Source organism: Actinokineospora sp. PR83 (assembly GCF_021056305.1).
GTDB lineage: Bacteria > Actinomycetota > Actinomycetes > Mycobacteriales > Pseudonocardiaceae > Actinokineospora > Actinokineospora spheciospongiae.
In genome coordinates this window covers 267,571-280,309 of record NZ_JAJCXD010000024.1, presented here as the reverse complement: position 1 = coordinate 280,309, position 12,739 = coordinate 267,571, and the positions used below count along the sequence as shown (strand labels likewise).

Here is a 12,739-nt window from a genome sequence, read left to right as displayed (position 1 = left end):
TCATCCTGGCGACGGCGCGGCCACGTCGACGGGTTGGCCGGTGCGCGCCGATTCGCAGGCCGCCCGGACGATCCGCAGCGCGCGCACCCCGGCCGCGCCGTCGGGGCCGACCGCGCGGCCCTCGCCGACCGCCGCGACGAACTCGCCGAGCATGACCGCGTGCGGGTCGGCCCCGCCCGGCTCCCACAGCTCCCCGCCCGCGATGGTGTCGAAGCCGCCGAGCAGCCGCGGGCGGGCGTCGAACTCGACGCTCCCCCGGTCCCCGACGAAGGTCATGGTCGGCCCGCCCGCCCGCCGCCCCTCCGGGTTCCAGCCGCAATCGATGGCCGCGACCACCCCGCTCGGGTAGCGCACGCTGACCAGTGCCGCGCTCTCCACACCCGGGTCTGCACTCAAGACGCTGTTCGTCTGCGCGTACACCTGTTCCGCCTGCTCGCCGCCGAGCACCGCGTCCACCAGGTCGAGCAGGTACGGCGCGGCACCCAGTGCCCCCCGGGAGCGGTCGGGGCTGTCGTACGCCCCGTGGAGGGTCATCAGCTCGCCGACGGCACCGCCGCCCGCGATCGCCTCGCGCACGGCGGTGAAGGCCGGGCTGAACCAGGCCGGGGACGCGAGCGCCAGCCGGACCCCCGCGTCCGCGCAGGCGTCCACCACGGCCTGGGCGTCCGCCTCCTCGACGGCCAGCGGGTGCTCGCACAGCACCTGCGCCCCGACCCCGGCCGCCCGCTCGACCAGTTCCCGGCGCAGTCCCACCTCGCTCGTGACCACCACGGCGTCGGGGCGCGCGGCGAACACCTCGTCCCAAGTGTCCATGTGGGACACACCGAGCCGTTCGGCGGCGGCCCGGCCCCGAGCCGGGTCACCCTGGTCCGCGGTGACCACGTCGACACCGGGCATGTCCCGCAGCAGCCGGGCGTACGCGGTGGCGCACTCGTGGGCGAACGACAGCACCGCGACCTTCACGCGACCTCCTCGGCGGGCAGTTCCACGGCCCGCCCCGTCCACGCGGACTCCGCCGCGGCCTGGGTGAGGCGGACGGCGGCCAGTGCGTCCCCGGCGCCCAACCGAGGCGGTGGGCCGCCCCGGAACGCCTCGGCGAACTCGCGCATCTCGGCGACGAACGGCGATTCGCCGTGGTACTGGAAGCTCTCGGCCAGGTCGCCGGTCGCCCGGACCTCCTGCGGCCACGTGGAGTCGTGCTCCACCGTGCCGCCCGTGCCCGAGACGCTGAAGGTGACGCGCATGGGTGGGAGCTGCTTCGCCGTCCACCGGCTCACGATCCGGCTCAGCGCGCCACCGGCGTGGGTGAGCACGACGGTCCCGACGCCCACGGCCCCCGCCGGGGCCGGGGTGGCGATGTCGCCCTGGTAGTGGGCGTGCACCCGCACCACGTCCCCGAAGACCCACCGGGCGATGTCGACCCCGTGCAGCATCTGGTCGGTCAGGATCCCGCCCGCCCGCGCGGGCACGTGCCCGGTCCACGGCCGCGGGTGGTAGCCGGTCACGGTGAACCGGGCGAGCGCCCCCGCCCCCAGGCGCCCCGCCGCCACCACCTCGTGCAGCCGGGCGAACGGCGCGGAGAAGCGCAGGTCGTGGGCCGGGTAGAGCGGCACCCCCGCCCGCTCCGCCGCGGTGACGATCTCCTCGGCCTCCGCGGTGTCGGCCGACAGCGGCTTCTCGCACACCACCGCCACCCCCGCGGCGATGGCGGCCATGGCGATCGCGTGGTGGCTGCCGGTCGGGGTGCAGATGTCCACGGCGTCGGCGCCGTCCAGGGCGGCGGCCAGGGAGTCGGCCACCCCGGCGTCGAACTCGCGGGCCAGGTCCGCTGCGCGGCCGTCGTCGGAGTGCACGCGCACGGACGCCCCGGCCCGGATCCACGCGTCCAGGTGCAGGCGGGCGATCAGCCCCGCGCCGATCAGTGCGACCTCAAGCTGCCGCATGGCATCCCCAGCCCTTCTTCCACATCGCCTCGACCGCCGCCGCGCCGTTCCCGACGGCCGGAGGCACCTCGGATGGAGTACTGCTGTGGACAACCGGGGGAAAGCCGGTCCCGACCCGGCTGCCGACGCCTCGCGCGCCCGGAGCCTGATCAGTTTCGCCCACACCGCGCGCCGGGACCACCACCAACGTGGGTAGTCGCGGTCCGGCCGTCAGTCCTGGTTCTCGCTGTCGTGGAGCAGGACCCTGAGCAGACCTTCGAGCTGTCCGCGCTGCGCGGTTGTCATGGCGGAGAGCAGGCGTTCCTCGTTGGCGACGTGGTCGTGCAGAGCGGCGTCGACGACCTCCTGCCCCCTCCGCGTGAGGGCGACGCGGATCGTGCGGCGGCTGCGCGGGTCCGCCTCGCGGGTGATGAGGTCCTTGGCGACGAGTCGGTCGAGCCTGTTCGTGATCGCACCCGAGGTGACCATGGCGCTGTCGGCGAGCTGCCCCGCCGTCAGGCCGTGCCCGTCGACATCCGCGCGCCGCAGGGTGGCGAGGAGGTCGAACTCCCCCGGCTGCAAGCCGTGCCGGGTGAAGACCTCCTGCAACTCGCGCTCGAACCGGCGCGTGAGCCGGGAGAGCCTGCCGAGCACACCCATCGGGCTGACGTCGACGTCGGGCCGTGCCCGCGCCCACTGGGCGATGACGCGGTCGACGCTGTCCTCCACCACGCACCTCTCAACGTTGAACTGTTTGACCTGGCGAGGCTATCACCGTACGGTCCTCAACGTTAAACAGTTCAACGTTGAGGAGTTTCGGTGAACAGGTTCCGGACCACAGTGCTCACCGCGATCGCCCCCTCGGTGTGGGGGACGACGTACATCGTGACGACCGAACTGCTGCCGCCCGGGCACCCGCTGTTCGCCTCGCTGGCGCGGGCACTGCCCGCCGGGCTGCTCGCGATCGCGGTGACCCGCGCGTTGCCCACGGGCGCGTGGTGGTGCAGGTCCGCCGTGCTGGGCGCGCTGAACATCGGCGCCTTCTTCCCGCTGCTGTTCGTCGCCGCCCACCACCTGCCCGGCGGCGTGGCCGCCACGCTCGGGGCCGCGCAGCCACTCGTCGTCGCCGTCCTCGTCGTGGTCGTCCTGCGCGAGCCGTTCTCCGCGTGGCGCCTGTCGTGGGGGCTCGTCGGGATCACCGGTGTCGCCCTGGTCGTCCTGCGCTCCACTGCGGCGCTCGACGCGGTGGGGGTGGCCGCCGGGCTGATGAGCGCGGTGTCCATGGGAGTCGGTGTCACGCTCACCAAGAAGTGGGGACGGCCCACCGGGGTGCCCGCGATGGGCCTGGCCGGGTGGCAGCTGACAGCCGGAGGACTGTTCCTCCTGCCCGTCACGCTGCTCGTCGAGGGTGCTCCGCCGAGCATCGACAGCACAGCACTGACGGGCTACGCCTGGCTCGGGCTCATCGGCGGGCTGCTCTCCTACACGCTGTGGTTCGACGGCATCGCCCGCCTCCCGGTCGCCTCGGTCGCCGTGCTGGGACTGCTGTCCCCACTGGTCGCCGCGACCCTGGGAGCGGTCCTCCTGGGCCAGACCCCCGGCGCGGCGCAGGTGGTCGGATTCGCCCTCGCCCTGGCGGCGATCGTCGCGGGCCAGATCACCCCCGGCGGAAGAACAGCCACAGCCCCGAACACCGACGGCGATCAGCCCACGGTGGCCGTCGCGCAGGCAGGGAGCACACGATGAAGATCGCCGTTGTCGGGGCAACAGGGATGGCGGGCTCCCGCATCGCCGCGGAAGCGGTCCGACGTGGACACACCGTCTCCGGGTTCTCGCGATCGGGCGGGAGCGGCGAACGAGCGCCCGGGGGATTCGCGTCGTTCACCGCCGATGCGACCGACCCGGCGGCCATGGCCCGCCTGGCGGCCCAGCACGACGTCATCGTGCTCGCCACCAGGCAGGCCCCGGGAACAAAAGGTGACGTCGCCTCCCCGGTGACCACGGTTCTCGACGCGGCCCTGGCCTCCGGCCGCCGGGTCGTCGTGATCGGTGGCGCAGGCCCGCTGCGGAGCCCCGACTCGGACCGGCTCGTGGTCGACGACCCGCGCTTCGTCCCCCGGGAATGGCGGTCCACCGCGCAGGCCAGCGTCGACCAGTTCAACGCCTGCGCGGCGCACCCGGCGGACTGGACCTACCTGAGCCCGCCCGCGCTGCTCGAACCCGGCGAACGCACGGGTTCCTACCAGCGAGGGGGAAACCGGATCCTCGTCGACGCCAACGGAATGTCCCAGATCACTGCCGACGACCTCGCCGTTGCCGTCCTCGACGAGATCGAAGACCCGCAGCCCGGATCGCGCCACTTCACCGTTGCACGGTTGACGCCTTGAACGGGGCGATCACCCCTGTTCGCGATCGGTCGCGGTGGTGAGTCCGGTGTAGTGGGCCTTCATGGACGGGTAGTAGTCGTCGAAGTCCGGTGTGGGTGATCCGTCGCGGGAGGCGACGAGCAGGTCCAGGTAGTACTCCCAGCCCGGGCCGACCTCACCGATCGAGTCCTCGTCGTCCAAGTGGTGCACGAATTGCAGTTCCGTCGTCCCCCGGTGCTCCGAGAGCAGCAGTTCCAGGCGCCAGGAGCCGAACTCGTCGATCGAGGAGACAGCCAGTCGTCGCGGGGGCTCGCAGGCTTCGATGTGAAGGTCGAACCAGGGCTTCTCCTCCTCGAACGCCATCTGCACCTTGACCGTCCGCCCGGGTGCCGCCTCGCCCTCCCAGGGGCCGAACCAGCGCGCGGTCCGCTCGGGCTCGGTGATGCTCGCCCACACGTCCGCCACCGGGGCGCGGAAGGTGCGGGGCAGCACCAGGTCGGTTCCGACGGCGGTGCGGAGCAGTCTGCCGGTGGGCACGGGGCTCATGCTGTGTGTTCCTCTGCGTGTTCGGTGGCTTCGCGGACGACGCGCTCGCGCCGGGTCCGGTGGACTTCGGTCGCCAGGGCGTCGAGGCGCTGCTGCCAGCCGGAGGAGCGCGTGAACTGGGCCAGCCAGTCGACGACCTCGGTGAACTTCCCCGGGTCGAGCACGTAGAACCGCTGCCTGCCGACGAGTTCGTCCCGGACCAGGCCGCTGTCGCGCAGCACGCGCAGGTGGCGGGACACGGCGGGCCTGCTGATCGGGAACCGCGCGGCGATCTCCCCCGCGGACAGCCGCTCGTGCCGCAGCATCACCAGGATGTCCCGGCGCACCGGGTCCGCCATCGCACCGACGACCTCGTCCACGAGCGGAAGCGTAACCCAGTGGTTACGCTTCCGCAAGCGGGTTCGCGGCCGCCCCGTTCCGACCCCGGTGGCCGAGGGGGTCGAGGTGTTCGGGAGTGGCGTCGTCGGCCGTGGTGGACTCGGACAGGGCACGCCACCGCTCGTCCTCGGCGAGCAGGGAGCGGCCCGCGGCGGTGGCGTAGGCGTGGGCGTCGACGCCGACGAGCAGGCGCAGCGGCGGCTCGTCGAGGTCCACCAGGTCGAGGACGAGCCGGGCGACCTTGACCGGGTCACTGGCACCGGTCGCACCCGAGGCGTGCACGGCGGCCGTCCGACCGACGGTCTCGGCGTACTCCGGCCGGACCGCGGAGATCCGCATGGACGCCCCCGCCCAGTCGGTGCGCATCCCGCCGGGTTCCACGACGGTCACCTTGATGCCCAGCGGCGCCACTTCCCGCGCGAGCACGGAGGAGAAGCCGCCGACAGCCCACTTGGCGGACTGGTAGGCGGCCAGGCCCGGGGTGGCGAGCCTGCCGCCGACCGAGGACACCTGGATGATCCGGCCGGACCGCTGGGCGCGCATCACCGGCAGCACGGCCTTGGTCAACCGCACCACGCCGAACAGGTTCGTGTCGACCTGGGCGAGGAAGTCGTCGAGGTCGACGTCCTCAATGGAGTCGACGTTGGCGTACCCGGCGTTGTTGACCAGCACGTCGACCCGCCCGAACCGCGCCACCGCCGAGGCGACGGCCGCCTCGGTGGCGGCCCCGTCGGTCACGTCCAGACCGACGACGTGCACCCGGTCGCCGTACTCGGCCACCAGGTGGTCCAGGGCCGGGGGACGGCGGGCGCCCGCCACCACCCGGTGCCCGGCGCGGAGCGCGGCCAGGGCGATCTCATGCCCCAGACCGCGGGAAGCGCCGCTGATGAGGAACACGGAGGAGTTCGAGGTGATCATGACACCCTTCCCAAGCGCTAACTAACCAGTTGTTTAGGAGTGATGCCCAGTGAACACCCACCCCTCCCCGCTGTCAACCAACCGGTTAGTCAGTACTCTGTGCCCCATGCCCAGGGACGCGGAGGCCACGCAGGCGCGGTTGCTGGCGGCGGCGCGCGACGAATTCGCCGCGCACGGCATCGCGGGCAGCCGGGTCGACCGGATCGCGGCCGTGGCGCAGAGCAACAAGGCGCAGATCTACCACTACTTCGGCAGCAAGGACGGCCTGTTCAACGCCGTCTTCGAGGCCATGTGCCGGGAAACCGTCGACGCCGTCCCCATCAGCCCCGACGACCTCCCGGAGTACGCGGGCAGGCTGTTCGACTCCTACGAGCAGCGCCCGTGGGTGCAGCGCATCGCCACCTGGCACCGCCTCGAACGCGCGGACTCGGGCGAACTGGTCGACGTCGTCCTGGCCAGCAACACCGCCAAGGTCAACGCCATCGCCGAGGCCCAGGCCCGGGGCGCCCTGCCCACCCGCTTCCCCCCGCACGTCCTCCTCGGCCTGGTGATCCACCTGTCCGGCTTCTGGACCGCAAACATCCCCGAGTTCGACGCCCTCGTGGACGGCACCGACACCAGGACCAGACGCCAGGTCGTGGTCGACGCGGTGGCCGCCCTCCTGACCTGAGCCTACGCGTCAGGACAGGTAAGCCCCGATCCGCTTGAGCCACTGCTCGCAGTTCCCGCACGCCGCCCGCGCCTTCCACTTGCGCTGACCGGCATCCCACGTCTGCGCGTGGCTGAACACCCCACCGACCGGGATGTCCGCGACGGAGTTGACGGCGTGCGCGACGAGGTACTGGTTCATGGCGTCGACCTCACCGCACACGTGGGTCTCCCACGCCTCGACCTGGTTGACGCCGTCGAGCAGGTCCCACATCACCCGGTGCACCGCACCGTGGCCGCTGGTACCGACCCAGGAACCCCCGGCGCCGTCGGCCATCCCGGCGATCACCGTGCCCACCACGCCGTCCGGCCCGTTCGCGTGCCGCTTGGTCTCGGTGAAGGCGATCGCCTGCGTGGTCTGCTTGGTGCCCTCCAACCACGCGACCCACCGCTGCTCGACCACCACGTCCTTCGCGAACTTCGCCAGCGGGCCCTGCAGGTCGACGAAGAAACCCCAGGCATCACCACCCGGGTAGTCCCTCCACCCGGCGAACGCGGCCAGCGCCTGCCGAGCAGCCCCCAGGTCCCGCCCCGCCGCGACACTCACCCGCGCGAACTGCTGCTCGACCGCCTCCAACTTCTCCTTCTCCGAACCGAGCCGCCGCGCCCTCCCCAACCCCTGCGCCGCCCCGCGCCCCGCCTCAGCCCATGCCTTGACGTCCACGGCGGTGGTGAGCAGGTTCCCGTCGGAGGCGGGGTCGAAGAGGTCGGCCGGGGTGTAGGCGGTCTTCAACTTCTCGCGCACGGCGGGGGCGATGTCGTCGTAGGACTTCGGCTTCGGGTGGGCGCTCGTCATCGGGACTCCGGTCCGTGGGGTGTGCTGTGGCGCGCTCCCCCGAACGCCCGGCCAACCGCCGCGCAGCCCATCCATCGTACGCTGGGCGCTTGCAGGCGGGAAGATCGTCTTTGACGTGGTGCGCCGCTGCTGGAGAGCGCGGGAGACGGATGGTGATCAACCCGTCTCCCGGTTTCGAATCCTCGCTGGAAGTGATGCTAAATTCACCTCTAGGCGCTGAAAACCGCACGTCAAGAAGTGTCCTCCCCACGCGAGCGGGGCTGTTCCCTCGTCCAGGTCGACGAAGCCGAGCACGGTGTGGTCCTCCCCGCGCGAGCGGGGCTGTTCCCATCCGCTGCGCGTCGACCACCAGCAGCTCCGCGTCCTCCCCGCGCGAGCGGGGCTGCACCCTCAAGGCGGCAGGTGAGCGAGGCATGCGATCCAAGGTGGTCCGGTCCTGGTCTTCAAGCCCGGGGTTTTCGGGGGCGTGCCCGGGTGGGTGAATCCGCTTGGGCGGGGCCCCTACGCCGATCATGCGCCCAGTGTGACCGAGTGGGGCTGAAGGGATGCCCCACAACCCAGGCAGGCTTGCACATGATCGGCACCCCCACCCAAGCAGATCCACCCACCCGGGCATTTGGTCACCGGGCCGGCGGTTTGTGGGGTGGTCGGCTTTCGCTGCGCCTGGTGGGGTTCGGTGTGGCTGGCCGCCAGGTCTGCGGTTTGGGGTGGGCGGCTGTGCCTGCTGTTGGTCACTCGATGGTCAGTGCCAGATCGCCCGCGAAGATGCGCAGTGCGATGAGGTGGGGTCCGGCTGTGATGTCGGCGCCTGTCAGTTCGCCGATGTCGTTGGTGCGGGCGGCCACCGAAAGGATTTCCAGTCCTCCCTGGGGAACCTTGATGCCCAGTGGCCGCTGTGCGTGGTTCTCGGGGGGCCAGAAGTAGTCGGGGACCCCGTCGTCCGGGCGGGTGTCGAGGACCAGGGTCCAGTCGGTCCAGATGGTGAAGAGGGCCGATGTTTTGTCCTCGAACACGAATTGGAGGGCGAGGAGGTCTTCGGTGGTGTCCACGACTTCCAGGACCACCTGGGCCTTGCGGCCGACGATCAGGTTGGGGTTGAGCCGCTCTGGTCGGGAAGTCACGCTGTTCCCCTCCCGTCCCCGAAGCGGGTCGGGCGGCTTCGGTCGGACCACCCTGCCAGAAGCCACCTGACCGGCCGAAGGGAGATCGCGTTTTGTCACCCTCTGCCAGTTTCGCCGCGCGCTGCCTGCGCCATCGGACCAACCTCACCGGTGCGAAATGTGAAGGCCTTCATAAGTTCCGGGCCCGGCGGTAGCCTCACCGCTCATCACACCGGAGTGAGAGGGGTTGGGCATGGGACGACGTTCCCGGTACCTGACGGGTGCGGTGGCCGCGGTCGCCGTGACCGCCGCCGCGGTGGTGGCGGTGCAGGGGTCGGCCGCCGGGGAGCAGGCTCCCCTGCCGCCCCGGGGGGCCGGGTTCGCGCAGGGTGACTACTGCCTCGGGCAGTGCGGTGACATCGTGCCGCCGGGGCAGAACGGCAGCGCCACGGTCGTCGAGATCCTGGCGAACAAGGCGTTCGGCACCCGGCCCAAGCACTTCGACGACCAGATCGGCAAGTACGACGCGCTCGCGCAGGGGTACGGCGGGCTGACCACCGAGAAGATCAACGCCTTCTTCAACGACTCCTCCTTCGGTGTGGCGCCGGACCAGGTGGAGAGCACGAAGAAGCCGCGGGCGGACGTGACGATCATCCGGGACAAGGCGACCGGGGTGCCGCACGTCTACGGCACCACCCGGTCCGGGACCACCTTCGGCGCCGGGTATGCCGCCGCGCAGGACCGGTTGTTCCTGATGGACGTGCTGCGCCGGGTCGGGCGCGGGCAGCTCACCCCGTTCGCGGGTGGCGCAGCCTCGAACCAGTCGCTGGAGCAGGGGTTCTTCGCCGACGCGCCGTACACCGAGGAGGAGTTGCAGCGGCAGGTGGACGAGGCCGCGGCGGCGAGCCCGCGCGGTCAGGTCGCCATCGCCGACGCCCGCTCCTACCTCGAAGGCGTCAACCAGTACATCAGCGAGGCGTACAACGGCCGGTACTTCCCCGGTGAGTACGTGCTGCTCGGGCACATCGACGCGATCACCAACCGGGGCAGGATCGAGCCGTTCAAGCTCACCGACCTGGCCGTGATCGCCTCCGTCATCGGTTCGCAGTTCGGCGGTGGCGGCGGTGGTGAGGTGCAGTCGGCGATCGCCAAGCTGGCGTTGCAGGAGCGCTACGGCGTCGTCGAGGGTGAGCGGGTCTGGCAGACCATGCGCTCGGAGGACGACCCGGAGCACATCCAGACCATCCACAACGGACAGAGCTTCCCGTACGCCAAGCGACCGGCGAACCCGCAGGGCGAAGCGCTGCCGGACAAGGGTTCGGTGACCCCGCAGCCGCTGGTGTTCGACCGGGCGGGCGCCGCGACCCCGGCCACCGCGAGCAAGGACGTGGCCAAGCCGACCGGCGTCTCCCCCACGACTCGCGACGGCAAGCCCAACCTGGAGGCTGCGCGCGGTGCCCTCGACGACGGCGTGCTGCCCGGCAACCTGTTGTCCGACAAGCACGGCATGTCCAACGCGCTGCTGGTCTCCGGCGCGCACACCAAGAGCGGCAACCCGGTGGCCGTGTTCGGCCCGCAGACCGGGTACTTCGCGCCGCAGATGCTGATGCTGCAGGAGTTGCAGGGCCCGGGGATCAGCGCCCGCGGCGCCTCGTTCGCGGGCATCAGCTTCTACGTCCTGCTCGGCCGCGGCCAGGACTACTCCTGGAGCGCCACCAGCTCCGGGCAGGACATCACCGACACCTACGCCGTCGACCTGTGCAGCACCGACGGCAGCCCGGTGACCAAGGACAGCAACAGCTACCTGCTGCGCGGCGTCTGCACCCCGATGGAGGTCGTGGAGCGCAAGAACGCCTGGACCACCTCCATCGGCAGCACCACCCCCGCCGGGTCCTACACGCTGCGCTCCTACCGGACCAAGTACGGCCCGGTGGCCAGCCGCGCGACCGTCGGCGGCAAGCCCGTCGCCTACACCACGCTGCGGTCGACCTACCAGCACGAGCTGGACACCGTGATCGGCTTCCAGGAGTTCAACGACCCGGCCGCGATCACCTCGGCGGCGGACTTCCAGCGCGCCGCCTCGCACGTCACCTACAACTTCAACTGGTTCTACGCCGACTCCCGCGACATCGCCTACTACAACTCCGGCCTCCAGCCCGTCCGGCAGGCCAACGTCGACCCCGGGATGCCGGTGCGGGCGAACGCGGGCTTCGACTGGGTGAACTGGGACCCGGCGACCAACCGCGCCGACTACGTGCCCGCCGAGGCGCACCCGAACGTCGTCAACCAGGACTACCTGATCTCCTGGAACAACGGCCAGGCCCCGGGTACCGCGTCCTCCGGACTCGACCGGCAGTCGGTGCACCGCGGCGACCTGCTCGACGCGCGGGTCAAGGAGCTGATCAGCAACGGCGGACAGGTCGACCGGGTCAACCTGGTGCAGGCCATGGCCGAGGCGGCGCTGGTCGACCTGCGCGCGGAGAAGGTGCTGCCGGAGGTGTTCCGGGTCATCGGTGACGGCGACGCGGACACCGCGGCGGCGGTGGCCGAGCTGAAGCAGTGGGTGGCCTCCGGCGGCAAGCGCACCGCTACCGCGCAGGGCAGCAAGACCTACGCGAACGCCAACGCGATCAAGGTGCTCGACGCGTGGTGGCCGCTGCTGGTCAAGGGCGAGTTCCAGCCCGGCCTCGGCGAGGCGGCGTACACCGAGCTGACCCGCAGGCAGAAGGTCGACGAGACGCCGTCGTACAACAACAGCCACCGCGGTTCGGCGTTCCAGGGCGGCTGGTGGGGTTTCGTGCACAAGGACCTGCGGGCCGTCCTCGGCGACGACGTGCGGGCCCCGCTGGGCAAGCGGTTCTGCGGCGACGGCGACCTGGCCAGGTGCAGGCAGGTGCTGCTCGACACGCTCAAGCAGGCCGCCGCCACCCCGGCAACGCAGGTCTACCCCGGTGACGGGAACTGCGCGGCAGGCGACCAGTGGTGCGCGGACTCGATCATCCACAGCGCGCTCGGCGGCGTCACCCAGGACACCATCGGCTGGCAGAACCGGCCGACGTTCCAGCAGGTCGTGGAGTTCCCGGCGCACCGGGGTGATGAGGTCTCGAACCTCGGCGCGGGCACCACGGCCACCGCGTCGAGCTACGAGCGCGGCCTGTTCAACTCTCCGCCGCGCAACGCCGTCGACGGCAACGCGGGCACCCGGTGGGCCAGCGACTGGAACGACAACCAGTGGCTGACCGTCGACCTGGGCTCGGCCCGGTCGGTGTCGCGGGCGGTGCTCAAGTGGGAGGCGTCCCACGCGAAGGCGTACCGCATCCAGGTGTCGACCGACGGCACGTCCTGGCGCGACGTGTGGTCGACCACGGCGGGTGACGGCGGGACCGACGTCGCCGCGTTCGCCGCCACCGACGCCCGGTACGTGAGGATGCAGGGCGTGTCCCGGGCCACCCGGTACGGGTACTCGCTGTACGAGTTCGAGTTGTACGCGAAGTAGTCGCGGCACGACAGCGGAAGACCGGGGCCTCCACGTGGAGGCCCCGGTCTTCCGCTGTCAGAGCGCCCGGGTCAGGACTTGGGTTCGAGGACGAACACGGGGATCTGGCGGTCGGTCTTCGTCTGGTACTCGGCGTAGGACGGGTACGCCGCGACCGCGCGCTCCCACCACTGCGCGCGCTCCTCGCCGTCGACCTCGCGGGCGGTGTACTCCTTGGTCACCGTGCCGTCCTGGAGCGTGAACTCCGGGTGCGCCTTGATGTTGTGGTACCAGACGGGGTGCGCCTCGGCGCCGCCGTTGGAGGCGACCACGGCGTAGCGGCCCTCGTGCTCCACCCGCATCACCGGGGTGTAGCGCCGCTTGCCGGACTTCGCCCCGCGCAGGGTCAGCAGCACGATCGGCGACCCGAGGACCTTCAGGCCCTCCGTCGTCCCGGTTTCGAGGATCTGCCTGGTCTGGTCCTGCACCCAGGACGTCGGGCTGAACTCGGCGGTGTTGTCGACCATGCC

At 71.3% G+C, this 12,739-nt stretch carries 13 protein-coding genes; 4 read left to right on the top strand and 9 right to left on the bottom strand.

Annotation, left to right across the window (positions count from 1 at the left end; translation table 11 throughout):
* The 3 genes from L6E12_RS08815 to L6E12_RS08805 all read right to left on the bottom strand — a co-directional run bounded on the left by L6E12_RS08815 (position 1) and on the right by L6E12_RS08805 (position 2,651).
* Positions 1-963 (bottom strand): Gfo/Idh/MocA family protein, encoded by a 963-nt coding sequence (locus L6E12_RS08815; RefSeq protein WP_236227389.1) that lies wholly within the window; start codon positions 961-963, stop codon positions 1-3.
* The gene (locus L6E12_RS08810; protein WP_236227388.1) at positions 960-1,943 is read right to left on the bottom strand and encodes a Gfo/Idh/MocA family protein; all 984 of its coding nucleotides are present in this window, start codon (positions 1,941-1,943) and stop codon (positions 960-962) included. Before L6E12_RS08810 ends, L6E12_RS08815 begins: the two co-directional genes overlap by 4 nt.
* Before the next feature lie 210 nt (positions 1,944-2,153).
* On the bottom strand, positions 2,154-2,651 hold the full coding sequence (locus L6E12_RS08805; protein WP_236227387.1) for a MarR family winged helix-turn-helix transcriptional regulator: 498 nt from the start codon (positions 2,649-2,651) through the stop codon (positions 2,154-2,156).
* A gap of 90 nt (positions 2,652-2,741) precedes the next feature.
* Here L6E12_RS08805 and L6E12_RS08800 point away from each other — a divergent pair, with 90 nt between their 5' ends.
* Both L6E12_RS08800 and L6E12_RS08795 read left to right on the top strand, forming a co-directional pair.
* Positions 2,742-3,668, top strand: coding sequence for an EamA family transporter (locus L6E12_RS08800; RefSeq protein WP_236227386.1), 927 nt, complete (start codon positions 2,742-2,744; stop codon positions 3,666-3,668).
* On the top strand, positions 3,665-4,309 hold the full coding sequence (locus L6E12_RS08795) for an NAD(P)-dependent oxidoreductase (protein ID WP_236227385.1): 645 nt from the start codon (positions 3,665-3,667) through the stop codon (positions 4,307-4,309). Before L6E12_RS08800 ends, L6E12_RS08795 begins: the two co-directional genes overlap by 4 nt.
* A gap of 9 nt (positions 4,310-4,318) precedes the next feature.
* Here L6E12_RS08795 and L6E12_RS08790 read toward each other — a convergent pair whose 3' ends face one another.
* From L6E12_RS08790 to L6E12_RS08780, 3 genes are read right to left on the bottom strand one after another with little or no spacing between them, the layout of a single operon-like run.
* Positions 4,319-4,834 carry an SRPBCC family protein gene (locus L6E12_RS08790; RefSeq protein ID WP_236227384.1) on the bottom strand — a complete coding sequence of 172 codons (516 nt, stop codon included), beginning with the start codon at positions 4,832-4,834 and terminating at the stop codon, positions 4,319-4,321.
* Positions 4,831-5,193, bottom strand: a complete 363-nt coding sequence (locus L6E12_RS08785) for a metalloregulator ArsR/SmtB family transcription factor (protein ID WP_236227383.1) — start codon at positions 5,191-5,193, stop codon at positions 4,831-4,833. The genes L6E12_RS08790 and L6E12_RS08785 overlap by 4 nt, the downstream gene beginning before the upstream one ends.
* A 22-nt stretch (positions 5,194-5,215) precedes the next feature.
* Positions 5,216-6,130, bottom strand: a complete 915-nt coding sequence (locus L6E12_RS08780; RefSeq protein WP_236227382.1) for an SDR family NAD(P)-dependent oxidoreductase — start codon at positions 6,128-6,130, stop codon at positions 5,216-5,218.
* A 106-nt stretch (positions 6,131-6,236) separates the two neighbouring features.
* Between L6E12_RS08780 and L6E12_RS08775 the strand changes: the two genes are divergently transcribed.
* Positions 6,237-6,800 (top strand): TetR family transcriptional regulator, encoded by a 564-nt coding sequence (locus L6E12_RS08775; RefSeq protein ID WP_236227381.1) that lies wholly within the window; start codon positions 6,237-6,239, stop codon positions 6,798-6,800.
* A gap of 9 nt (positions 6,801-6,809) precedes the next feature.
* Here the strand turns inward: L6E12_RS08775 and L6E12_RS08770 are convergent, their stop codons facing one another.
* On the bottom strand, positions 6,810-7,634 hold the full coding sequence (locus tag L6E12_RS08770; protein ID WP_236227380.1) for a hypothetical protein: 825 nt from the start codon (positions 7,632-7,634) through the stop codon (positions 6,810-6,812).
* Positions 7,635-8,365: 731 nt separating this feature from the next.
* Complete coding sequence (locus tag L6E12_RS08765) at positions 8,366-8,755, bottom strand: hypothetical protein (protein ID WP_236227379.1); 390 nt, start codon at positions 8,753-8,755, stop codon at positions 8,366-8,368.
* A 232-nt stretch (positions 8,756-8,987) separates the two neighbouring features.
* On the opposite strand from L6E12_RS08765, the gene L6E12_RS08760 reads away from it, so the two are divergent.
* Entirely contained in the window at positions 8,988-12,230 is a 3,243-nt protein-coding gene (locus L6E12_RS08760) for a penicillin acylase family protein (protein ID WP_236227378.1), read from the top strand.
* Between the two features lie 71 nt (positions 12,231-12,301).
* Here L6E12_RS08760 and L6E12_RS08755 read toward each other — a convergent pair whose 3' ends face one another.
* A complete protein-coding gene (locus tag L6E12_RS08755; protein ID WP_236227377.1) occupies positions 12,302-12,736 on the bottom strand; it encodes a nitroreductase family deazaflavin-dependent oxidoreductase in 435 nt (144 codons plus the stop codon).
* Positions 12,737-12,739: the final 3 nt, after the last annotated feature.

Bases quoted from the DNA above. Each gene is read 5' to 3' on its own strand.
- L6E12_RS08810 (WP_236227388.1), bottom strand. From the start codon at position 1,943: ATGCGGCAGCTTGAGGTCGCACTGATCGGCGCGGGGCTGATCGCCCGC.
- L6E12_RS08795 (WP_236227385.1), top strand. From the start codon at position 3,665: ATGAAGATCGCCGTTGTCGGGGCAACAGGGATGGCGGGCTCCCGCATC.
- L6E12_RS08790 (WP_236227384.1), bottom strand. From the start codon at position 4,834: ATGAGCCCCGTGCCCACCGGCAGACTGCTCCGCACCGCCGTCGGAACC.
- L6E12_RS08780 (WP_236227382.1), bottom strand. From the start codon at position 6,130: ATGATCACCTCGAACTCCTCCGTGTTCCTCATCAGCGGCGCTTCCCGC.
- L6E12_RS08775 (WP_236227381.1), top strand. From the start codon at position 6,237: ATGCCCAGGGACGCGGAGGCCACGCAGGCGCGGTTGCTGGCGGCGGCG.
- L6E12_RS08770 (WP_236227380.1), bottom strand. From the start codon at position 7,634: ATGACGAGCGCCCACCCGAAGCCGAAGTCCTACGACGACATCGCCCCC.
- L6E12_RS08760 (WP_236227378.1), top strand. From the start codon at position 8,988: ATGGGACGACGTTCCCGGTACCTGACGGGTGCGGTGGCCGCGGTCGCC.
- L6E12_RS08755 (WP_236227377.1), bottom strand. From the start codon at position 12,736: ATGGTCGACAACACCGCCGAGTTCAGCCCGACGTCCTGGGTGCAGGAC.